Source organism: Planktothrix pseudagardhii, from assembly GCF_904830925.1.
Taxonomy (GTDB): Bacteria; Cyanobacteriota; Cyanobacteriia; order Cyanobacteriales; family Microcoleaceae; genus Planktothrix; species Planktothrix tepida.
Map to the genome: position 1 here is coordinate 3,756,894 of NZ_LR882967.1, position 22,469 is coordinate 3,779,362.

A 22,469-nucleotide genomic window follows, 5' to 3' on the forward strand; every position below is an offset into this window, starting at 1 on the left:
GGCTGGGTTTTTAGCTGATGATCAGCTATTTTTCAAGGAAGATTTATTAGGAGTGGCTGTTTTATTCAGTTAATATTAATAGTCACTAAGCCGAATTATAATTGCTTTTGTCTAAAAATTGCAGAAATAAAGACTATTCCCTATTCCCGGTATTACTTTAAAATACTATTTAAAGAAGAGCGATAATATTGTTATATTCTTCAGGGGCAAATTATTCTCAAAAACTGGCACTGTTTGAAGTTTCTCTATCAATTCACAAAATCCAGGGAGGATTTATGGCAGAAGAACTAACAGATTGTTCCTATCACCCAGAAAGCCAGTGTCAAAAGCTAAAGATTCAAGTTATTAGGGGTCGATGAGGGCTTTACAACCCTCACCTCCCATTCAGAACCGTGCTTGCGACTTTCACCGCACACGGCTCCTAGTCTAGTTGACTGTTATCATCAGAACATCTGGTTTATGATTGAGTTGTAAGACCCATCAGTTGCCGTTTTGATATCGTGACAATGGCGATGTAATAGTTGCAGGTTCTTATATTCGTTTTTCCCGCCTAAAGATGTAGGATGAATATGGTCGATTTCTACAACATCTTCTGGGGTAAAATATTGTCCACAGAAGTTACATTTACCTTTTTGCTTTTTGAGCAAAGTTGCTACTCTTTTAGGTACATCAAAAGATGTTCCTTTTCTTGTACTCCAGTAAGTCCAGTTTCCATCATAAGGTGATGCGTCAGGTCTTACAGTTACATGGCGGGTGATAGGTATTTCTGCATGGGTTAGTAGTTTATACCCGTCTTTGGTTTCAAAACTCCATGCCCTATTCTCGTTTTTTCTGAAGTAGTTTTTCAGTTTTTTGTAACTTGCTTTACCGCATCGGCTGACTGTCCATGCTCTTAATCTTTGCCATGTAACATAGTCTAATGAGGAGAATGTTTCTTTGGAAACAACTTTGGAATGGTAGTTACACCATCCTCTTATGACTGGGTTTAGGTTTTTGATTAATGCGTGTTGGGGTGCAGTTTTGTGGGTTTTAATTACTTCCTTCACCTTATCCGAGTGAGCTTTGATTGATTTCTTACTAGGTTTGATTAAGGTTTTAAAACCTAATAATTTGGGTTTTTGACTTCCGGTTTTACTAGAATGGTGTTTACCAACTGGATATTGCCGGAAGTTCCAGCCTAGAAAGTCGAATCCTGGTTTTACCTTTTCGCCGTTTATTTCGATTTCTCTTAATGTGTGGCAAATTCGGGTTTTGGCTGGTTTCAGTTCTAATCCGATAGGTTTTAACCATTCTTCGATTTCAATCATGCACTGTTGAATAATTTCTAATTGTGGACTTACCACGATGAAATCATCGGCATATCTAATGACTAGGGCTTGAACACGGTATTTCTTTTTTGGAAATTTATGTTCAATTAGTCTAATCATTCCATCCAGTGCGATGTTAGCGAGTAGAGGACTGATAACACCTCCTTGTGGTGTACCTGCCTCGGTTGCCTCAAATATGCCGTTGTCCATTACTCCAGCTTTCAACCATTGTCTGATTTGGGCTTTTATTATTGATGGACAATCAATTTTGGACAGTAGGTAATCATGATTAATCTGGTCGAAGCATTTTGAGATGTCAGCATCTAGGATGTAATATTCCCCTTGTTTGATGCTATGGAAGACTCGTGACATTGCGTCATGGGCAGAGCGTCCGGGTCTAAACCCGTAGCTTTCACCCTCAAATCTGGCTTCCCATTGTGGCTCTAATGCAGATTTCACCAAGGCTTGCCTTACTCTGTCGTTTATAGTTGGAATTCCTAGAGGTCTTTCCTCACCGTTGGGTTTGGGTATCCATTTCCTTCGGAGTGGTTTTGCCTTTTGGTATTTATTCAAGTTTTGGGCAAGTTCTAATCGTTGTTTGGGTGTGATGGATTTAACCCCATCTATCCCGGATGTCTTCTTGCCTTGATTATCTTGAGTTACCCTTCTAATTGCTAAGAGTTTGGCGTAATATGACTTGACTAGAAGTTTTTGGAGCTTCCGAGCTTTTGCATTTTGTCCCGATAATGATGCCTGGTAAATTCTCTTTTGCAGCTTAAATACTACACGTTGAACTTTCGCCCAATTGATAGTATTCCATGCAGTCGTAGTCTTGGTTATACTCGTTTTCACCGTTTTAACTGCTAATTAAAACCTTACCTAACAACTAAACCGGACTCCATGGGCATATCTTAAACATTACGTTTAAGCATTAGCTTCAGAATCCATCTCTCACCCTCACAACATCCGCCATAGATTTGTGGCTACCTAACAGTATTCGACCTCTGTAGGAGTATACGAGGGGTTTTAACGTTCCTTGGAAATGGGTTTATTGCCTTTAGAATCATCCTATCCGCCGAGGTACTTTTGGGAGTCTTAGTAAGTGTTGAACTGAAATACTTACCTTTTATAGAAGTATCGTTGAAACTTCCATCTTTTCCCTTTGTTCTTTTGAACGCAGCGTAATCAAGTCAATTTCGCTACTTTATTATAACGACGGTTCAAGTCGGATGTTCACTTTCGTTATTCTTGGGCAATTGGCTAGAGAAATTACTTAGGTATTTGACTTATATCCGATTCCCCTTTACTCCCAGCTTCAGTGTTTTGATAATCAGTCTGACACTGTGGGAATTGCCGTATCTCTTTGGAATGGGCTACCGTACTTTATTGTTCGGAAAGCCGCACCATTGACTCCGAGATTGACCTTCCTTTAGGGTCACATTTCCAAAGTTAAGACAGGTTTTGATTGGATTTATTGTTGGGTTTGAATGCCCTTCTATCAATTGTCTACACCTATCTCCCTGCTTACGTTTGGGGTTTATCCCTAGACTTTGACAGGAACGTTTCGCACCAACAATTAAAATTACAACTGTACGAAGAAAAACAAAACTGCAAACAGTTAGAAAACCGGCTCAGAAGTCAAGAAAAATATCGAGAAATTGTAGAAACGCAAACAGAATTAATTTGTCGATTTCTCCCGGATGGAACAATTACCTTTGTTAATTTAGCCTTTAGTCGTTATTTTAATCAATCTTTTCAAGAATTAATCGGAAAAATGATTTATTCCTTAATCCCCCCGGACGAACATCAACCCTTAAAAACTTACCTCCAAAGTTTATCTCCCCAAGCGTCAGTCGGCACTTACAAACATCCTATTATTCTATCTTCTGGGGAAGTTCGTTGGCAACAATCAGAAGTTAAAATTATTCTTTCTTTAGCTGCCCAAGTTAACATGGCAATTCAACAATCTCAACTCTATCATAAACTTGAAGAAGTTAATCAAGAATTACACCGCCTTGCCACTGTTGATGGATTAACTCAAGTTGCAAATCGTCGTTATTTTGATACCTATTTATTAGCTGAATGGGCAAGGTTAGCACGGGAAAAATTGCCCATTTCGTTGATTTTATGCGATGTAGATTTTTTTAAAAAGTATAACGATAAGTATGGACATTTAAAAGGGGATGAATGTCTCAAGCAAGTCGCTGAAATTTTAGAAAAATTTGCTCAACGTCCAGCAGATTTAGTTGCTCGTTATGGGGGAGAAGAATTTGCTCTGATTTTACCCAACACAGACCAATCTTGGGCCTTTACTGTCGCTAAATTAATTCAGGAAAAACTCGCTCAAATGAAAATTATTCACCCCGATTCACCCCATCATTATGTTACCTTGAGTCAAGGAATAAGTAGTTGTATTCCTTGTCCTAACACGAATATTGATTTGTTAATTAAAAGGGCAGATGATGCCCTCTATGAAGCGAAAGCTAAAGGACGAAATCTAATCATTGTTTATGGGATGGAATTAACAACAAATTGACTAATCACCTCGGGCTGACGATTAATAATATTAGCAGGACTTGTTTTAATATCAGTTTCGGTGTAGGGTTCAATTCCATAAACTGTGACTTGTAACTGTTGGGTTTGTTCATCTACCACAAATTCTGTCCAGCCAAAATTATGCACCGCAAAATAAGACCCTTGCATTAACTCAGCTTTTCCTTGAGTTTCATCTAAACCAATCGGATTATTATATCCTAATTGATTTAATTGATTATTGAGAATCGTTTGAACCAATTGATCTTTACTAGAAGTGGTCTCTAAAGTTTGATAAAAATCCTTTGTCTCTTGAGTAATCGTATCAATTGAACTCAAGTTAATAATTTCTGAACCAAAAGTTGCGGGAATCAACTCCTCCCCTAAATTCAATTGTTGACCTATAGGCCCCACCGTAATTTCAATCGCATCGGTTTGAATTTGAGGTTGATCAAAACTTAATTGATAAGTTAACTCATTAACAATGGTTCCATCTGCACCGCCTGATACAAACACCACATTCTGAATATTATTTTGATCAATAAATTGTAATAAATCCGTGCGTTCAGCCGCATAGCCTTCCCAACGGTCAGCCGAATCAAACAGTCCTAAATTTTGCATCGGAACCGGAGAAAAAATAAATTTCCAAGTGACTCCGGCGTTTTGGGCATCTAATAAATTAGTCTTTAAATCTTGTAACTGAACTTTACCTAATAACGTCCGGTTGGGGTCAAAAGAAGACGCTAAAAATTGATTAATTTGACTGTCTAAAGCCGGGTCAGGAACTTGAGTTAAAGGTGCATCTCGAAAGGAACGGGCATCTAATACAAATAAAGCCCCATCCTGACCAAAAGGTTGAAATCGATAGAGTTTTTCTTGATTAGCTGTGCGTGGGTCTCCCGTTTCTCCATAAACTTGATTTCCCACAGGATTATAGTCTTTCCAAGCGTCTAAACCGATATTAAATTGATTGGTATCGTTAATAAATTGTCCTTCATTTCCAAAAAAGAATTGTTGAGGAGATAAGGCAGGATTTTCTCCTCCGGCAAAATTGTGAATTAAATTTTGATCATTCCAAGTTCCATATAAAGTTGTGGAAGCTTGTAAATTCGCCCAAGGATTAAGCTCTAAACGGGGGGAAACAATTTCATTATATTTAGTTCTAAAATCTAGGGGTGTTGTTGCTTGTTGGACATCGGGTAAATCGGGAGAGATGGTATCCGCAGAAATAGTATTTCCCAGTTGTACAAAAAAGTCTAAATTGCGTTCGGGAACGTTATTGACAGACATATAAGGCATTAATTCTCCTTGTCCGTCTGCCGTTGCTCCAAATCTTAATTCTGTTTGGATATCGAGGGGTGCTGGCGTGCGAAAACTCCCCACCGAGGAGACACCTTGAGCATTCGTAAACCGATAAAAATATTGAGTATTAGGTACTAAATTATTGACTTCTAATTTAACAGGTTCAGTAATATCTGTAACGGTGGTATTGAGAACGCCAATAGGATTAAAAAAACTTAGATTAGTCGCATATTCTAAAGTAATCGGCCCAGTCGCAGAACTGCGTGTCCAAAATACCGTTGAAGTTGCAGTTGTATCCCCCGTTGCTACTCGGTTGGGTAAGCTAGACCCCTCTGGGTCAATAAAGGGGGTAAACCGTCGATTTTCCGCAGCCCCAATATTAATATAATGTTGAATTCCCGTGAGTTCATCTCGTTCAACAGCAGCCGCTGCATCAGGATTTTGAGCTAAATAATAGCTAGAATTATAGAGGGGTGTGGGGCTACGATCTTCAAATTGTCCGAATTCAATAAAATGTTCAATTCCAGTAATATTACCTTGGGCAACGGCTTGAGAAACATCAGGATTTTCGTTTAAATAATAAGAGGTATTAAATAAAAAACTGGGGTTACGATTTTCAAATTGCCCTAGGGTAATATAATGTTGAAAACCACTAGCAAATGCTCCACTATTAACGGCTTGGGCAACATCAGGATTTGTACTTAAATAATAAGATTCATCATAGAGGGGACTCGGTTGGCGAACTTGAAATTGACCCGACTCAATAAAGTGTTGAAATCCATTGGCAATTACCCCACTCTTGACGGCGGCGGCAACATCAGGATTTTGAGCTAAATAAAAGGATTCATTAAATAAACCAGCAGCATCTAACATAAACGTAATTCAATGAAATGAACCTGATAACCTTTAAGGGCGAGATGACCTCGCCCCTACATCCGAAAATGCTCATTTATGGTTAATAGGACTCAATTTAATATCCTATAGTTCCACAGTTTTAAAGCGGAATCTATTTAAATCGATTTCGCAGTAGCAATAATGGTTCGGTGACGAGGGCTATTAAAATTAATCGTAGGACGTTGAAATCCTGCTTCTATTATGGCTTGTTCAATATCTAAGGTGAAATATTCATCTAAATAAGGTTCTGTACTTTTTAACAAGGTAAAAACATAAGGCGGCATTTTCTTAAATTGTTCTGATTGGGGATTCATATCCATAATGGCTAAATGACCATTCGGACGTAATAAACGTCGTGCTTCGTGGAAAATTTCACGGGTGGGAGCTTGGGGTAATTCGTGACAAATTAAACACAGAGAAACTAAATCAAAAGAAGCACTGGGTAAACTGGTTGACTCCGCAGGTGCATGAACCCATTGGGGAGGATATTTCCAATTCGATTGTTTTTGGGTATTGTAGGTGGCAACTGCTAAAAAATAAGGCGATAAATCCACACCAGTTAACTTCGCATCAGGAAACGTTTCTTGCAGCGCTAATGTACTCATTCCCACACTGCATCCTAAATCCAAAATATCCTGTGGAGGAGTCGGTAATTGAGCTTTTAAAATATCATGATAACTTTGTCGGAGTTTGGCATCCCCCTGGACTCCTGCTTCTGGCCAGATTTTAGCATGAACCGCATAAGCTGCAACTTCCACTTCAACGGCGGCTTGCCAACTGAGATTTCCCTCCTCATAGGCGTGGAAGGACGTAACATAATAATCGGGATATTGCAGATTGGGGTTTTCAACTTGAGATAATTCTGCATCCCAATTCCGGGCGAGTAAGGTTTCCGTCTGTTTTCGCCAAGGAACTCCCATTTTTTCAGCCCGTTTAATCATCATTTGTCGGGCTTGGTGTTTCGCAAAATTGCTGAGGGGTTTAACCGCTAAAATCCCGTTGACGAAGCGGGACATCAATTCGGGTTTGGAGGTGGTGCTGACCGTCATAATTAATATTTGAGTATTTGCATTTATATTCTTTAGTGTTTCACGACGGGGGTTTTTTGTCACCTCGGAAGGAGAAACGAGAAACCGGGTTTCTCCCTTAGAGGGAGGCAGTGAAATCAATAGGTTTTTGTTGGCAATACCGTCGAAAAACGATAATAGGGTAGGTGACGACCCATAACTTTACTGCTGGGATCATAGTTTTTTTTAGGTCACATACCCTACGATAAAAAATGATGGAGAGATGGGTTAATAAACTGAGTTTCTAGGTTAATTATGAAGAAAAAATAGTCGTCAATTCAGATTTTTGAGGGTTAATTTCTAACAGTTGATTATTCAAAACCATTGTGGTACTTGAATTATATTCAAAGCCAATACGTTCATAAAATTTTTGTTGATAGGTTGTCATTAAATAAACCCGTTCAACGCGACACATTTTGGGATGACTTAATACAGTTTGGACTAATTTTCGTCCCAGTCCACTACCTTGATAATCAGGATGAATCACCACATCCCAAATATTAGCGCGATAAATGCCATCAGAAGTTGCCCTTGCAAACCCAATCATTTGCTCATAATCCCATACCGTAACAACGGGTTCACTATTACTAATGGCAATTTTTAAATCTTCTTGGCTTCGATCTTTTGCCCAAAATGCAGCGAGTTGAAATAGAGCTTGAAGCTGGTTTAAATCAATGTTGGTACGAGAATCATTAAATAAGATATGATGGTGATCCGGGTAAACGGCTTTCATAGAGAATAATCCTTCAAATGATTTTGAGCAACCGATAACCACTGATAACTGTTAAGAAACTGATAAATTTTAACTCAAGATTAGCACGTTAAAGCAGATCCAGTTTAATCCACTGAAACAAGGTGCTATGGAACAGATCAAAGTTCATTGAGTGTGTGGCGAATTTAACAAGATTAAAAAAAATACGCCTCTTTTCCAGATGGGAACTGGACTGATATTGAGTGTTTTTCTTGAAATAAATCCTATAACATAGGAATGGAATAATCAAGAGTTTAGGATAAAATATCAGCGTTTAATGACATTTGCAGCCAGAAGGTGAGATTTTCCCTAGAACACTCTCAGAAATTCTGTAATTTCAGTAACTAATTCCCTGATTTGTCATGTTTTTAATCCTTAAATAAAGGGGTGCGTGCGCTGTACTTACAAACCCTACAGGAGTTGAATAATGCTAAATTTTTTCAACAAAAAACGGGCTATTTTAGCCCGCTTTAGCAAGAGATAAAATTAATTAAGCTTCAACTGCTGCGGGTTCAGCTTGAGGAACAGCGTAAACACTAATTTTTTGGCGAGTTTTACCTTTGCGTTCAAAACAAACAACCCCATCAATTTTCGCAAATAAGGTATCATCGCTACCGATACCCACGTTGTTACCTGGGTGGAATTTGCAACCCCGTTGACGAACTAAAATATTACCAGCGCGCACCACTTGACCCCCAAAACGCTTGACACCCAAGCGCTGGGCGTTAGAGTCACGACCGTTACGAGTGCTACCCGTCCCTTTCTTATGAGCCATTTTATTCTCCCAATGAAATAATCAGTATGTTAGATAGTCTGACGCAATGTGGTGTTACTCTTCAGTTATCGTCCCAGATTCTGCGGGTTGTTCTTCCCGCTTTGCCACGACAGACCCATTCAGAGAAATAGAGTCAATCATCAACCGAGTAATTTCTTGGCGATGACCTTGTTTTTTGCGGGTTTTCTTCTTCGGACGCATTTTATAAACAATAATTTTTCGTCCCCGCAGATGGCGCATCACAGTTCCTTCAACGGTCGCCCCACTCACTAAAGGCTGACCAATTTGAACGTCGCCGTCATGATTGACTAACAGAACTTTATCAATGGTAATTTGTTCATTTTCTTCGGCGGCTAATAGTTCAATATCGTAAAACCGACCGGGTTCTACTTTGATTTGTTTACCGCCTGTTTCAATAATTGCGTAACTCATGGAATTTTGGGTTAAGGTTGCCGTACAGGTAGCCCAAAAACACTGAAAGCACGTTCAACCCTTAACAGGTTAATGAACTTTGTGTCTTTTTCGAGCGTTTGCCATGTCTGCACCTGTTCCGAGCAAGGTTTAGACACAATCTCTTATTATCGTTGATGAGTATTCATTCTGTCAAGTCCAAACCCGTAGTCAGCTTTTCAGGGCTTCAACCCAGTGTCAACAACAAAGACAAAAAATTAATTAACTTTAGCTTTTACTAACAGTTGGATTCGGTACTTTTTCAGCAGATTTATCGACAAATAGGGTATCAATATCAATTGATTCATAACCTTTTGTGGCTAATAAATTCAACATTGAACCTAATTGTACCCAAATCAATAAAGCCGTTGGAATCACAACGATTAACCCCATCAATCCCGCAATCCAATAGACGGGAAAAAACACCGCCAAACTGGAACTTACAGACAATGAGATAAATAACGTCATCCCCAAATAAGCAGTAATTAAATTGGGGGTTTTATAAGGAATAGACGTTGAGCGTTGAGCGCTTTCTCTCCACACCGCCACTTGATATTCCAACATATCTTTAAAAATGATTCCCCACAAGACAGCCAACACCGTTGAAGCTACAACAACAATATAAATCGGGGAAACGACAAGGGGTTCAGAGATCATAATCAATGCCAAAAAGGAAGGATTTTTTACAATTTGTTACATAGTATATCGCTTTTGTTAAAACCAGGGAATATCTAGGGACTGTAATAATTCCAGGTCATCTTGCTACGACGATAGCGATTTTGCTCCCACAGGGACGCACGCTTCGGATTAGGGTTCGGTTCAGGGTTATGATAAATGCGGAGTTCCTTGGTACTCAAGACGATTAATTCTTCTCGCCAATCCTTAGAAACATCTGCAACATAGAGGCGATAGGTTTGTTCAGGAAATTGAATTTGATATTCACCGTTAAGGGGATCGAAAATCGCCACATCTCCCTGTTCATGGCGTTCCTTGGCGACGGCTAACTGTTTAGCTTCCCCCGTCCAATCAATCGGAAAAATCACTTCAACCCCTTTCTGTGTCCAACCTTCAGGCGCAGTCTTACTGAATTCATAGTTAGAAATGAGTTGACCTTTAGCATCAAAGACAAAGGGTTTTTGATCCGTATTAAAACGACTCCGACACCAAATTTCCAATCCAGGACGACTGGGATCAAAGTCTCCCACCGCAGCATTTTGAGGTTCCCAATTTTTATAATCTGTTTCCCAAATCAGTCCTTTTTTATTGTAGAGAAAAACACGATCACGTTTAAGACGGTTGGAACCCAGGGCCTTTTCTCTTTTTTCCCCCCCTTCTTCTAAACCCACAACTTCCAACCCAGGAATATCAGGTCGAACATCCGCAATCAAAACAGAATCAAGATGACCTTTAAGAGGAAGACTAAACAAGATATCGCCTTTTGGAGAAATTAGCGTCCCCCCTAACACTTCATCTAAGCCATCTCCATCGAGATCTCCAACCCGTGCGCCATTGTGTGCATTGGCGACAAAATCATTTCTTGTCCACAAAGGTTGAGGATTATCTTGTTTGAGTAAATCTTCAATAGAATAAGCCGCAATATAACGACCCATCCGATAATCAGCATTTTCAGTGGCTTGTAGAAGTAGATCGCGATCGCCTTTTCCGCGAAAATTCGCAATTACTAAATGTTCCCACCGATCAGTTCCTTCAGGAGAGGTGAGTTGAATTTCTCGAATTGTTTGTCCCGTTGCACCCTCAACAATATGTAACCGCTTATCTGACGTCAGAAACAAGACTTCTATTTTGCCATCTCCGTTCACATCAGCAGCTTGAACTCCAGGTGCGTGTAACCCCGGTAAACCTTCGCTTTCTGCTTGTGTGGTGAGTTGCACCTTAGCAGATTTCTCCCAGAGTTTTTGACCGGAATGATCGTAAACCCGAATTAAACCTTGTTGCTGACCCAGAAGATTTGAACGAGACTGGGTAATAATAAAGTCTTTTTGATTATTGTTATTAACATCAACCGCAATCAGTCCCCCTTGATCTTTAGGTTTCATGGAAAAATCTAAGGGAATCACTTTAACATTTGGATTAGAATTGCTTAAGCTTTCTTGTTGATAAGAGGATGCTTCCCCACATCCCCAATTCAAACTTGCTAGGACTAGACTTAAGCTGAATAAGCTCAAAATTTTGTTCATGTTTACTCTCTCAATTGAACTTTCAAGACTTATCCTAGTCATTGCACTGAAGCTGACTTCATCAGCACAGAAACAGATTTTAAGAACTAATTTAGCATAATCCTAAGTCAAAAGACGAAGGTTTAAGGTTTTTTGATTGAAATCTTGCCTTCATCATCAATTTTTAAAGGGGTTTTGGGGAAATCTTGTTGAATGAGATTGCGAATTAACTTAATACTTTTAGAATGGTTATCTAAATTAGGAACTCCTTGAGAATCTAATTGAACGGGGATAATTTTCCCGCTTATAAAATCTCCTTGAGGATTAACTTTTGCTTCTAAAATTAACGAATATCCTAACTCTGCATCCGTTGATAAGGTTCGATATCCCATAAAATTTCCTAAAGAATAAGCAATTAATTTATCTTTATACAATTCTAATGCTCTGGGAACGTGGGGGCCGTGTCCTAAGATTAAATCAGCCCCTGCATCTATCATATTATGAGTAAATGAAACTAAATTTCCGCGATTTTCTCCGTAGAAATATTCCGTTTTATTCTTAACATTTAACGCACCTGTTCCTTCCGCTCCACCATGAAAAGAAATCACGACAAAATCAGCATTTTTCTGAGCTTGTTTAACTAACTTTTTGCCCGCTTCAATATTACTTAAATTATTATGAGCGTCATAATTACTAAATCCAATAAAGGCAACTTTTACCCCTTTGACTTCATGATAAACAATTTTTCCCTTTTCTCCCACCGCCTTGATATTGGCTTTTTGAATATTCTGAACGGTATCTTTAAAACCCGCTTCAAAAAAATCAAACGAGTGATTATTCGCAACATTCAAAATATTAAATCCAGCATCCTTCAATAAAGTCGTATATTCAGGAGGAGTGCGAAAAGCAAAAACTAACCCACGACCTATCGATTTCGCGCTATTAGGATATTTCGTTAATGTACTTTCAAAATTACCAAAAACAATATCTCCTTTTAATTCCGGTTTCACATCTGCAAATAAAGCTTTTTTATTAGAAGATAATTTATTATAAGGATAATTCGTTCCAGGGATAATATCTCCGACAGCCCGAATGGTCAGTTGTAAATCAGGATTAATCGGATTTTGCAGCGTTGTTAAGGTTAACTGCGAGACTTGATTAAGAGTTTTAATTGTTGCAGTTTTGTGAACTGGCAAGGGTGAGGGTGTAGAAACGGGTTCTACTGCTAAAGATAGAGAGGGGATTTTAGGTAAATCGGTAGAGATATGTTGAGAAATTCCCGTTAAAATAGCCGTAATTTGTTGATGATTTTGGTTAACGAGAAATCCTGATAATGGCAAAACCATTAAACTAACAGAACCCGCAATCAACCAAGGTTTAGAAACTGAAATTTGAGGTTTAGGGAAAACAACTTTAGGAACCGAAATGTGCAGTTTAGGGCTTGAAAGTTTAGGAAGGGATACCTTGAGTTGAGGCGTTTTTTGAGGTTGAGGTTTCGGAGGAGTTGGGGGTCTGACCGGGGAAGGTTGAGGGTTAGAGACGAACTCTCTCAGAACCAGAGTTTGTGTCCAAGCAACTTTTTTCTGACCTCGACGGAATGCGGAAATCGTCACAGACCCAATACAGGCGGCATCTAACCGCATCAAACCGTTATGAACCACCCGCACACAGGCTTGAGCATCGGGAACTTGGCTAGACTCCAAAACCACGCTGAGATGGTGGTCTTGACGAGTAGCTTTTGCCGTTACCCCTTTGGGTTGTAGCGCCTGATTGATTAAAATAGCAATTGCTGTTGCATCCCCTGCTTTAGCCAGGGCGATAGTCTTGTGGTCACTCACTCCAATGTCCTCACATCCAATTTAATTTCTGGCGCAATTTCCCTTAGAGAGCCATCTCAACGAGTACAATGATCAACAGTTTATCGGATCAGGGCTTTAAACGGAATCTTCAGCATGATTTTTATCCAGCAGATCTTGGGAGGATATGACATTGGCTGTTCAGTATAGCTACGATAATATAGGTATTCGTTCACCCCATCGCATCATGATTACAGGGGGGGCGGGTTTTATCGGTTCAAACTTTGTCCATCATTGGTTTAGTGCGTATCCCAATGACCGGGTTGTGGTTTTGGATGCGTTGACCTATGCCGGAAATCGCAAGAATTTAGCGAGTTTGGAAAATAACCCGAATTTTCGGTTTGTTGAAGGGAATATTTGCGATCGCGCCTTAATTGATCGTCTGTTACAAGAAGAACAGATCAATACTATTGCCCATTTTGCCGCAGAATCCCATGTTGATCGGTCAATTCTTGGCCCTGATGCGTTTGTGCAAACCAATGTCGTTGGGACGTTTACCCTTTTAGAAGCCTTTCGTCAATATTGGTTAGCCCAAGGTCAACCAGACCATTATCGGTTTCTGCACGTTTCAACCGATGAAGTTTATGGTAGTCTTGGCCCTCATGATCATGCGTTTACAGAAAAGACTCCTTATGCTCCTAATAGTCCCTATTCTGCTTCAAAAGCTGGAAGTGATCATTTAGCCAGGGCTTATTATCATACCTACGGAATGCCTACTGTTATTACCAATTGTTCTAATAATTACGGCCCCTACCATTATCCTGAAAAACTGATTCCGTTAATGTGTATTAACGCTTTATTAGGGAAACCGCTTCCGGTTTATGGCGATGGTCAAAATGTGCGAGATTGGTTGTATGTTTTAGATCATTGTCGGGCTTTAGATACAGTCATTCATCATGGCAGACCGGGAGAAACTTATAATATTGGGGGAAATAATGAAGTTAAGAATATTGATTTAGTTAAAATATTATGTCGGATTATGGATGAATTAGCCGTACATTTACCGATAAAACCGTCTAATCAATTAATTACTTTTGTTAAAGATAGACCCGGACATGATCGACGATATGCGATTGATGCCACTAAAATTAAAACGGAATTAGGCTGGGCTCCATTAGTTACCGTTGAAGAAGGTTTACGTCAAACTGTCGGCTGGTATTTAACCCATCGCCATTGGTGGGAACCCTTATTATCTGAAGAATATCAAGCTTATTATCGACAGGTTTATCCGTCTTAAAAACAGGGAACAGGGAACAGGGAACAGAAAGAAAAACAGTTTTCCTGTTCCCTCCTATAAATTCTAAAAATCATTTAATTCAGCAATAATATCTAAACTATCTTTATTGGCTTTAGGAAGGGGATAAATAATATCCTGTAAATATAATTTACCGTCTTGATAGTAAAGATAAAGTTTCCAGCGTTCAGCTTCATCAATTCGGGCGCAATACAGAGGAATCTGTGTGCCTTTAATGCGTTTTAGTTTGGTTTTGATAAATCGTTGATAGCGATAACAAGATTCATCCTGTAATTCTGCTAAAACTTCTAAAAATCGACCTCGAAGTTGGGGGGGAAGCAGGGTTAACGCTTTACGAATAATTCCCCGTTCATCAACCAGTGACGGCGACAACTGTACCATTGTTTGATTGAACCTCAATAAATTCCGTAGATTGTAAGAAAGATTGATAAATAGATTCTCCAACTTGTTGATAGACCTTCGCTACAACTTGACTATCTACCACTCTAAATAACGTAATAATCGTGCGATTGAATAAAGGATCATCATCAATTGTTAAAATCACTCGCAGGTAATAATTAACAATAAAAGAATAGAGAGAGGAGGCATAATCCCCTAGTAAATCAAATTGATAAAATTGATGAAGTCGTCTTTCTCGATACCCTTTAACTTGTAATAAACAGGAAGAATATTCATGAAGCTGTTGCAAAATCAGCGTTTGTTCTGCTTCACTATAGGTTTTTAAATCCTCTTCAAATTCTTCAGTAGACTCAAATATTATCTCCATGACCTAGACTCCAAAGTCAACATTTTAACGGTTTTGCAAATCAACAGAGAATTCAATTGTGCTATCCTACTTCATCATCTTTGAAATCCTTGTATTCCCGATTCCCTGCTCTACCTAATATTTTACGGGTAAACTTCCCCTCTGGAAAAAATGTTATCTGTTAATCGGAAAAAATTAAGATTTTCTCAACTTTCTTGGATTTTGCCCACTGACTTCAGCCTCAGTTGTCTTCCAAACTCTCTAAATTGAGCCAGAACTAAGTCCATATTCAAGTTGGAAAATTAGAATTCCTTTAAATGTCTGGATGAGGTTTGAACTGAGCCACTACCCATTTGTTCATCATATTATATAAAATACCCGGACAGTCATTGTATCGGGGTATGCCATTTTAAAATTCCTAGATCAAAGTTGACGTTTCATTCAGTAAATTGGACAAGGTATTCGCTAACTTATCCCCAATTCCTTCCACCCAATTTTCATCTTGTTTGGTATAACTCCGAGGTGCATTAGCTCCTAAAATTAAAACTCCCTGATTCCCTAGGGGTTGACAAATGACCCCCTGGGTATTTTCGGGTAAATAATCAAATTCAATTCGCCCCGGATATAACGCTAAATTGACTAAATAGACAGGTTTTTGTTTCTCTAAAACCCGTTGTAAAATCGGCCCTGGATTAACGGTAGGATTGTTCCCTAATACTCCTCGCCGTAATAAGACTTCACCTTGATAATAAACCACAACAGAACGGGTGACAGTATTTGTTAATAATAGATGAGAAGCCCAAGCTAATTCCGTTTTAACAAATTCGGGTAAATCTTGTTTCAATTCAAACCCCTGTTCTCCGATTAATTCAACCGCATCAGGAGATCGAGGTTGAATTTGTTGCCACAATAACCCCGTTAAAATCAATACGGCACTTAAAATAACCCCCAAGGCATCAGAACGCGCTTGAGAGTCCAATAATTCCGGGGTTAGAACCCGATTGATCAGGAGTAGCACCCCCCCTAAACTGCCTGCAAATATCGGTAATAATCGTAAAACCCGATTCCGATCTGATGTCGCCATAACTGCATCTGAATTAAGCTGAAACATTATTGTTGATTTTGGCAGGGGTGAGGAAGAAGGGTTTGATGGTTACAGTACCGAGTGCGGAGTGCGGAGTGCGAACTATCAACCATTTCTCCCTGCTTCCCCAACTCCCCCTGCTTCCCCGACTCTAACCGACTTCCCCCGGTTCAATAATGCGTTGGAACAAATAACCGGTTCCCCTGGCCGTTAAGATTAATTCAGGATTACTGGGATCATCTTCCAACTTAGCCCGGAGACGAGAAATATGAACATCCACGACACGGGTATCAACGTGACGTTCTGGGGTATATCCCCAGACTTCTTGTAAAATTTCAGACCGAGAGAAGGGTTCACCAGAACGACTCACTAAAAGTTCTAATAAACTAAATTCCATTCCCGTTAAGCGGATGCGTTCATCTCCCTTGTAAACCTGTCGCTTGTTGGTATCAATTCTAATATTGCTAACATGAATGACACCCGAACTGGGAATTCCCGATGCGCCATTTTTGTCAATGCGACGTAATACTGAACGAATTCGCGCTTCGAGTTCCTTGGGGGAAAACGGTTTAACCACATAATCATCCGCCCCCAACTCTAGCCCGGTAATCCGATCTGCGACATCTCCCAAGGCCGTTAGCATAATAATCGGGATATCGGATTCCTTGCGTAACTCTTGGCAGACTCCATACCCATCTAATTTGGGCATCATCACATCCAAGACCACTAAATCCGGGTCAGTTTTGCGGAACGTTTCTAAGGCTTCTTCTCCATCGGCGGCGGTAACGACATCGTAACCAATCATGGAAAGGCGAGTTTCCAAAATCCGACGGATACTGGCCTCATCATCAACAACCAAAATTTTTTCTTTATGATTTTCCAATGGATTTCAACGCTCCCTTAGTTGCATTAAGTTACAGTTTAGATAGAACAACAGTAAGACTCGCAACCCTGAATCTAAGGAATTTCTAGCAGACAACCACACCCATTGCCTTGGGGCAAGGCCTTAGCCTACGGTATGAACTCGTGGCTGGCGCGACTGTACTAGGCGAATCTCAACTTATGTTAAGTTTAGTTTGAGAAATGTATTGATTTTTTTACCTTATCATTAAGGGAACCCCCATTGAGATACCGAATTATACCCCCGTATTCCTTGGACATCGATCACTAGCTGTAACAAAAGTTTAATCATCTTTCTTGTCAAGATGAATCAGCTTTAAAGTTTTTTAAAGTTGCTTTAATTTGGGGTTGTTGTGTTTTAGGGGTAAATACAGGTTTTCTTGCATTTCACTTGATGATTCTCAACCATGCCGAAATCTCGCACCCTTTATGTTTGTCACGAATGTGGAGCCGAATTTCCTCAATATTTTGGTCGGTGCTCTGCTTGTCATGCGTGGAATTCTTTGGAAGAACAAGTTGAACAACCCCCTCCGACCTCTTTGCAACGCTTTAGTTGGAGTAACCTGAGCCCAGAACACCCAGAGGGTTCACCGGAAGTGACTAAACCCGGACAACCTCGGTCTTCCTTCCGATTATCCCAAATTTCCGATCAATCCCAATCCCGAATGCCATCAGGTTATGGAGAATTAGATCGGGTTTTGGGAGGGGGTATTGTTCCAGGTTCTTTAGTCTTAATCGGAGGTGAACCCGGAATTGGCAAGTCTACGCTGTTGTTACAAGTGGCAAATCGTTTATCCCACAGCAGTCGGGTACTCTATGTCTCAGCCGAAGAGTCGGGACAGCAAGTAAAATTGCGATCGCAACGTTTAGGGGTGGGTGTGGATGAGGAAACAGACCCCTCACCTGAACCAGAAAACGGCAATTCCCAACCTTCTGCTACAACAGTTGATCCCTTTAGTGAACAGCTTAAAGGTCGGCGACAGAAAAAGTCAAATTCCCCAGAAAATGGGCAAAAAAATCCACCCCCGAAGTCTGAATCTGTGACACCCCAACATCACGAAGACAACTTATATTTGCTTCCTGAAACGGATTTAGAAGTTATTTTAAGAGAATTAGAATCTTTAAAACCGCAGTTAGCCGTTATTGATAGTATTCAAACCATTTATTTCGCTAGTCTGACCTCTGCACCCGGTTCGGTGGCTCAGGTACGGGAATGCACGTCAGCTTTAATGCAAGTGGCAAAACGGGAAAATATTACCTTATTAATTGTCGGTCATGTCACCAAAGATGGAGGTATTGCAGGGCCGAGGGTTTTGGAACATTTAGTCGATACGGTCTTATATTTTGAGGGCGATCGCTTTGCCTCCCATCGGTTATTACGGTCAATGAAAAATCGGTTTGGAGCGACCCATGAAATCGGAGTCTTTGAAATGGTCGCCCATGGGTTAAAAGAAGTTTCTAATCCCTCAGAATTATTCTTAGGAAATCGAGATGAATTTGCTCCGGGGACTTCAACGGTGGTGGCGTTAGAAGGGACTCGGCCCATTGTGGTGGAAATTCAAGCGTTAGTCAGTCCCGCTAGTTACGGTTCGGCTCGACGAGCAACAACCGGGGTAGACAGTAGCCGCTTATTACAAATTTTAGCGGTATTAGAAAAACGGGTGGGGATTCCGTTGTCTAAATTGGATGCCTATGTAGCATCGGTGGGGGGGTTAAAAGTGGAAGAACCCGCAGCCGATTTGGGGATCGCCATTGCTATTGTTGCGAGTTTCCGTGATCGGGTGGTTGATCCACGAACGATTTTAATCGGGGAAATCGGTTTAGGGGGACAGGTGCGTCCGGTGTCCCAACTGGAACTCCGACTGCGGGAGGCGGCAAAATTGGGATTTAAACGGGCAATTATCCCCAGAGGTCAAAGTCCTGCCGATTTAGGGTTACAAATTCTTCCGGTGGGTAAAGTGATTGATGCGATTATCGCTTCTATTCCGGCTCAACCCCCAACCCTCAATGATGAATTCTGATCCTGAATCTTAGGTATCTGGCTGCCAGCCTCACTGTCTGTTGCGATATTTGCGGGATCGAATCTGTTAAACTATTAATCATCCGGGACATTTTTAGGGTGAGTTTGATTGATACCCTAATCCGTGACTGATCTAACCTGGTTAAAAAATCAGTAGATTTAGGGACAATTCGTATTGGTTTTATACAGCAATTAAGAGCAAAATTGTCAACGGCTCTTTCGCTTTTTCCCATCTATTTTTAAAGCATAGGCAATCTAAATCAAACTCAAGCAATTCCCCAAGAAGCAATCTAAACTAGAAATTCAGGGTTACTCACTCCACATCAGCTTACTCACAACGACCATGTTAATGAAATCCCTTGAACGTGCGAAGGTCACCAATGGCCGATACCTCGGTGCAGTGGGTTTGATGGCGATAGCCTACTGGCTCATCGGGAAGTTGACCATTGAATATTTAATGTTGAGTCCTACCCAAACCTTATTTTTGCCGACAGCAGGAGTCGCCCAAGCGATTATTCTGTTGTGTGGTTATCGATATTGGCCCGCAATTACCCTGGGTTGCTTTTTTTCCCTTCTAGGAACGGAACAAATTCCGCTCATGGTGGTGGTATTTTCCAGCGTAGGAGCGACATTACAAGCGTGTTTAGCGACTCACTTACTTCATCGGCTAGACTTTTCCCCAGAACTCAAACGTCTCAAAGATGTTCTGGGATTAATGATTTTAGCCGGAGTGATTGCTACTTTGATTCATCCCACAATTACCCTGCTCGTGGGTTGTTTAAATGGCTGGTTGTTGTGGAAAGATTTTGGAGAAACCTGGGTGGCGGGATGGTTGGGAAATGCCATGGGGGTATTAGTGGTAACTCCGGTACTATTAACCTGGGGAAGTGAATTTCAACGGTATTACTATCGCTGCAAAACTCCGGCTTCGCCATTTTCATCTTTCCTGAACGCATTGTCTCAAAGTTTACCTTTGGGAACAACACGGTTACGTTTGATTGAACGGTCTCCTCGTCAATTTTTGTGGATGCGCCAGGTCGAGGTGGGGATTTGGTTATTACTATTATTCGCCTTAAATTGGTTTGTATTTTGTTCTCGCACCCGCTCCGCAACGATTAGTTTTCCCTTGGAATATTTACCCTTTCCTTTTTTTGTTTGGGCATCTTTACGATTTGGTCAACGGGGAACGGCACTCGGCCATTTTATTACCGCCAGTTTTGCAGTTTGGGGTGTAGCGCGTGAAAGTGGGCCGTTTTTTAGTCGCGGTACGGATACGCCTCAAATTTTTTCGTTGCAGGCCTTTATTTTGGTTATCGCCGTTACAGGTTTAGTGTTAGCAGCAACGGTGACAGAACGCCAACAAGCGGAAATTAGCTTGAGAAATAGTGAAGCGAGTTTAGCCAATGCTCAACGCATTGCCAAGTTAGGTCATTGGGATTTGACCATCAGTAGTTATGAATTATTTTGGTCGGATGAACTTTATCGGATGTTAGGAACAACCCCCCAGGGTGTTAAACCTAGTTTTCCTCAATTTTTAGAATTTGTCCATCCTCAAGACCGAATATTTGTACAACATTATATTGATCAAGCTTTATTTCAACAAAAACCTTACTGTATTGATTATCGTTTGAAATTAATCAATGGTGAGGAACGGATTGTTTTTGAACAGGCGGTGATTACCTCAAGCCATATTACGAGCACAATTCAAGATATTACTGATCGGAAAAAAGCAGAAATTGCTTTAAGAGCCAGCGAAGAACGATTTTCAAAAACTTTTAGTGCGAGTCCGATTGGGATTAGTATTATGACGCTGGTTGAGGAGCTATTTTTAGATGTTAATGATAGTTTTTTACGTCAAATTGGTTGGAATCGAGAAGATGTTCTGCATCACACTCCCGAAGAACTAAAGATGTGGGTTCATCCTCAACAACATCTCAAACTGAAAAAACAATTACAACGTCAAAATCAGATTAGTAATGTTGAGTTAAAAGTTCGCCAAAAATCAGGACGAGTTCGAGATTGGTTGGTCTCGATTGAATTAATTGATTTAGAGGGAATTTCCTGTTTACTGATGATGGCGAATGATATTACCGAACGTCAACAGGCAGAGGTTCTCAGAACGGCAAAAGAAGCTGCCGAAGCGGCTAATCATGCTAAAAGTTTATTTTTAGCGAATATGAGTCATGAACTTCGGACTCCCCTGAATGCAATTTTAGGCTATAGTGAATTGTTAATTGAAGATGCTGAAGAGTTAAAGCAAGACGAATTAGTCGGAGATTTAAAAAATATTTATGTAGCGGGACAACATTTATTAACATTAATTAGTGAAATTTTAGATTTCTCTAAAATAGAAGCGGGTCGCATGAATTTCCATTTAGAAACCTTTAAAGTCGCTACACTACTTTGGGAAGTGGAAACCACGGTTGCACCTTCGGTGGCGAAGAATTTGAATAAGTTTATTTTAGACATGGCAGAAGATGTAGATTTGATGCACACTGACTTAACGAAAGTTCGTCAATGCTTATTAAATCTCCTCAGTAATGCGTGCAAATTTACAGAAAATGGTCAAATCACCTTAAAAGTTTTTCAAGAAGCAATAGATCAGGTTAATCTGAATGGAAATCCTACCCTAGACTCAGAATTACTGAGTTTAAATGAGGAAGGCATTAATGAAGCTTGTTCTCTCCCCGATGTCCCTAAAACCTGTTCAACGGTTATTGTTTTTCAAGTGATTGATACCGGAATTGGTATGACCCCTAAACAGTTAGTAACGGTTTTTAATCCCTTTACTCAAGCTGACGAAAGCACCACTCGCCGTTATGGTGGAACAGGTTTAGGGTTAACCATTACTCAAAAATTATGTCAAATGATGGGGGGGGATTTATCCGTGATTAGTGAGTTGGGTAAAGGTTCCACATTCACGATGAAACTCCCCAAAATCTTGCGTTGTTTGCCTGGAGCCTCAGAAGATACTGCCTCTGATTCAGATTTTTAAAGAACAAGGGAAGAACAACAGAGAAGTGAAATAAGTCCCAAGCAGGTCTAACGACTGGTAACTGATAACTGATTACACACTTCTTCTACCTGATTTCTTTTTTAACAACGAAGGGAAAGTCCTGGTGCATAAGCTTCCACAACTTTACCCGTCACAGAACAGGTAATCATTAAATAGTCGCAACGATGACATTGAGTTTGGGTGATTTTGTGGGTGTAAGACCGTTCTGCTAAAGTTCCGCAGTTAGGACAACGAACCGTTTGTTTAGTAGCCATTTTTAATCCTTTGGGTTTCACCCCATTTATAATTTTTTGTCAAAATCAATTTTTATTCTGCTATCTTTTAAGAGTGGTAATAAT

General features: G+C 40.2%; 18 protein-coding genes. 4 read left to right on the top strand and 14 right to left on the bottom strand.

Going from position 1 to position 22,469, the window contains the following annotated elements; genetic code table 11:
* Positions 1 to 443 precede the first annotated feature (443 nt).
* Entirely contained in the window at positions 444 to 2,159 is a 1,716-nt protein-coding gene (gene ltrA / locus NMK36_RS15880) for a group II intron reverse transcriptase/maturase (RefSeq protein WP_367997175.1), read from the bottom strand.
* Between the two features lie 631 nt (positions 2,160 to 2,790).
* On the opposite strand from ltrA, the gene NMK36_RS15885 reads away from it, so the two are divergent.
* Positions 2,791 to 3,843, top strand: a complete 1,053-nt coding sequence (locus tag NMK36_RS15885; protein WP_186440357.1) for a GGDEF domain-containing protein — start codon at positions 2,791 to 2,793, stop codon at positions 3,841 to 3,843.
* Here the strand turns inward: NMK36_RS15885 and NMK36_RS15890 are convergent.
* The 8 genes from NMK36_RS15890 to NMK36_RS15925 all read right to left on the bottom strand — a co-directional run bounded on the left by NMK36_RS15890 (position 3,816) and on the right by NMK36_RS15925 (position 13,093).
* Positions 3,816 to 6,014 (bottom strand): alkaline phosphatase D family protein, encoded by a 2,199-nt coding sequence (locus tag NMK36_RS15890; RefSeq protein ID WP_254174146.1) that lies wholly within the window; start codon positions 6,012 to 6,014, stop codon positions 3,816 to 3,818. The genes NMK36_RS15885 and NMK36_RS15890 overlap by 28 nt on opposite strands.
* A 137-nt stretch (positions 6,015 to 6,151) precedes the next feature.
* A complete protein-coding gene (locus NMK36_RS15895; RefSeq protein ID WP_072719270.1) occupies positions 6,152 to 7,084 on the bottom strand; it encodes a class I SAM-dependent methyltransferase in 933 nt (310 codons plus the stop codon).
* Positions 7,085 to 7,355: 271 nt separating this feature from the next.
* Positions 7,356 to 7,835 (bottom strand): GNAT family N-acetyltransferase, encoded by a 480-nt coding sequence (locus NMK36_RS15900; protein ID WP_072719269.1) that lies wholly within the window; start codon positions 7,833 to 7,835, stop codon positions 7,356 to 7,358.
* Positions 7,836 to 8,343: 508 nt separating this feature from the next.
* Positions 8,344 to 8,628, bottom strand: a complete 285-nt coding sequence (rpmA, locus tag NMK36_RS15905; protein ID WP_072719268.1) for a 50S ribosomal protein L27 — start codon at positions 8,626 to 8,628, stop codon at positions 8,344 to 8,346.
* A gap of 54 nt (positions 8,629 to 8,682) precedes the next feature.
* Positions 8,683 to 9,060, bottom strand: coding sequence for a 50S ribosomal protein L21 (gene rplU, locus NMK36_RS15910; protein ID WP_072719267.1), 378 nt, complete (start codon positions 9,058 to 9,060; stop codon positions 8,683 to 8,685).
* Positions 9,061 to 9,306: 246 nt separating this feature from the next.
* Complete coding sequence (locus NMK36_RS15915; protein ID WP_072719266.1) at positions 9,307 to 9,735, bottom strand: hypothetical protein; 429 nt, start codon at positions 9,733 to 9,735, stop codon at positions 9,307 to 9,309.
* Between the two features lie 74 nt (positions 9,736 to 9,809).
* Complete coding sequence (locus tag NMK36_RS15920) at positions 9,810 to 11,276, bottom strand: hypothetical protein (protein WP_222425236.1); 1,467 nt, start codon at positions 11,274 to 11,276, stop codon at positions 9,810 to 9,812.
* 122 nt (positions 11,277 to 11,398) lie between these two features.
* Positions 11,399 to 13,093 carry a CapA family protein gene (locus tag NMK36_RS15925; protein WP_072719264.1) on the bottom strand — a complete coding sequence of 565 codons (1,695 nt, stop codon included), beginning with the start codon at positions 13,091 to 13,093 and terminating at the stop codon, positions 11,399 to 11,401.
* A gap of 145 nt (positions 13,094 to 13,238) precedes the next feature.
* Here NMK36_RS15925 and rfbB point away from each other — a divergent pair, with 145 nt between their 5' ends.
* Positions 13,239 to 14,348 carry a dTDP-glucose 4,6-dehydratase gene (gene rfbB / locus NMK36_RS15930; RefSeq protein WP_072719263.1) on the top strand — a complete coding sequence of 370 codons (1,110 nt, stop codon included), beginning with the start codon at positions 13,239 to 13,241 and terminating at the stop codon, positions 14,346 to 14,348.
* 63 nt (positions 14,349 to 14,411) lie between these two features.
* Here rfbB and NMK36_RS15935 read toward each other — a convergent pair whose 3' ends face one another.
* The 4 genes from NMK36_RS15935 to rpaB form a co-directional block, all read right to left on the bottom strand.
* Entirely contained in the window at positions 14,412 to 14,747 is a 336-nt protein-coding gene (locus NMK36_RS15935) for a hypothetical protein (protein WP_072719262.1), read from the bottom strand.
* Positions 14,719 to 15,132, bottom strand: a complete 414-nt coding sequence (locus NMK36_RS15940) for a hypothetical protein (protein ID WP_072719261.1) — start codon at positions 15,130 to 15,132, stop codon at positions 14,719 to 14,721. Before NMK36_RS15940 ends, NMK36_RS15935 begins: the two co-directional genes overlap by 29 nt.
* A gap of 397 nt (positions 15,133 to 15,529) precedes the next feature.
* Positions 15,530 to 16,195, bottom strand: coding sequence for a cofactor assembly of complex C subunit B (locus NMK36_RS15945; RefSeq protein ID WP_072719260.1), 666 nt, complete (start codon positions 16,193 to 16,195; stop codon positions 15,530 to 15,532).
* Positions 16,196 to 16,346: 151 nt separating this feature from the next.
* Positions 16,347 to 17,078, bottom strand: coding sequence for a response regulator transcription factor RpaB (rpaB, locus tag NMK36_RS15950; RefSeq protein WP_072719259.1), 732 nt, complete (start codon positions 17,076 to 17,078; stop codon positions 16,347 to 16,349).
* A 424-nt stretch (positions 17,079 to 17,502) separates the two neighbouring features.
* Here rpaB and radA point away from each other — a divergent pair, with 424 nt between their 5' ends.
* Together radA and NMK36_RS15960 are read left to right on the top strand one after the other, a co-directional pair.
* A complete protein-coding gene (gene radA / locus NMK36_RS15955) occupies positions 17,503 to 19,116 on the top strand; it encodes a DNA repair protein RadA (RefSeq protein ID WP_072719258.1) in 1,614 nt (537 codons plus the stop codon).
* A gap of 342 nt (positions 19,117 to 19,458) precedes the next feature.
* A complete protein-coding gene (locus tag NMK36_RS15960; protein WP_072719257.1) occupies positions 19,459 to 22,110 on the top strand; it encodes a sensor histidine kinase in 2,652 nt (883 codons plus the stop codon).
* 101 nt (positions 22,111 to 22,211) lie between these two features.
* Here the strand turns inward: NMK36_RS15960 and NMK36_RS15965 are convergent, their stop codons facing one another.
* Positions 22,212 to 22,385 carry a hypothetical protein gene (locus tag NMK36_RS15965; protein ID WP_186440356.1) on the bottom strand — a complete coding sequence of 58 codons (174 nt, stop codon included), beginning with the start codon at positions 22,383 to 22,385 and terminating at the stop codon, positions 22,212 to 22,214.
* Between the last annotated feature and the right edge of the window lie 84 nt (positions 22,386 to 22,469).

Coding starts and splice junctions, on each gene's coding strand:
- NMK36_RS15960 (WP_072719257.1), top strand. CDS start 19,459: ATGTTAATGAAATCCCTTGAACGTGCGAAGGTCACCAATGGCCGATAC.
- NMK36_RS15890 (WP_254174146.1), bottom strand. CDS start 6,014: ATGTTAGATGCTGCTGGTTTATTTAATGAATCCTTTTATTTAGCTCAA.
- rplU (WP_072719267.1), bottom strand. CDS start 9,060: ATGAGTTACGCAATTATTGAAACAGGCGGTAAACAAATCAAAGTAGAA.
- NMK36_RS15945 (WP_072719260.1), bottom strand. CDS start 16,195: ATGGCGACATCAGATCGGAATCGGGTTTTACGATTATTACCGATATTT.
- NMK36_RS15915 (WP_072719266.1), bottom strand. CDS start 9,735: ATGATCTCTGAACCCCTTGTCGTTTCCCCGATTTATATTGTTGTTGTA.
- NMK36_RS15935 (WP_072719262.1), bottom strand. CDS start 14,747: ATGGTACAGTTGTCGCCGTCACTGGTTGATGAACGGGGAATTATTCGT.
- rpmA (WP_072719268.1), bottom strand. CDS start 8,628: ATGGCTCATAAGAAAGGGACGGGTAGCACTCGTAACGGTCGTGACTCT.
- rfbB (WP_072719263.1), top strand. CDS start 13,239: ATGACATTGGCTGTTCAGTATAGCTACGATAATATAGGTATTCGTTCA.
- NMK36_RS15895 (WP_072719270.1), bottom strand. CDS start 7,084: ATGACGGTCAGCACCACCTCCAAACCCGAATTGATGTCCCGCTTCGTC.
- NMK36_RS15965 (WP_186440356.1), bottom strand. CDS start 22,385: ATGGCTACTAAACAAACGGTTCGTTGTCCTAACTGCGGAACTTTAGCA.
- NMK36_RS15940 (WP_072719261.1), bottom strand. CDS start 15,132: ATGGAGATAATATTTGAGTCTACTGAAGAATTTGAAGAGGATTTAAAA.
- radA (WP_072719258.1), top strand. CDS start 17,503: ATGCCGAAATCTCGCACCCTTTATGTTTGTCACGAATGTGGAGCCGAA.
- NMK36_RS15900 (WP_072719269.1), bottom strand. CDS start 7,835: ATGAAAGCCGTTTACCCGGATCACCATCATATCTTATTTAATGATTCT.
- NMK36_RS15920 (WP_222425236.1), bottom strand. CDS start 11,276: ATGAACAAAATTTTGAGCTTATTCAGCTTAAGTCTAGTCCTAGCAAGT.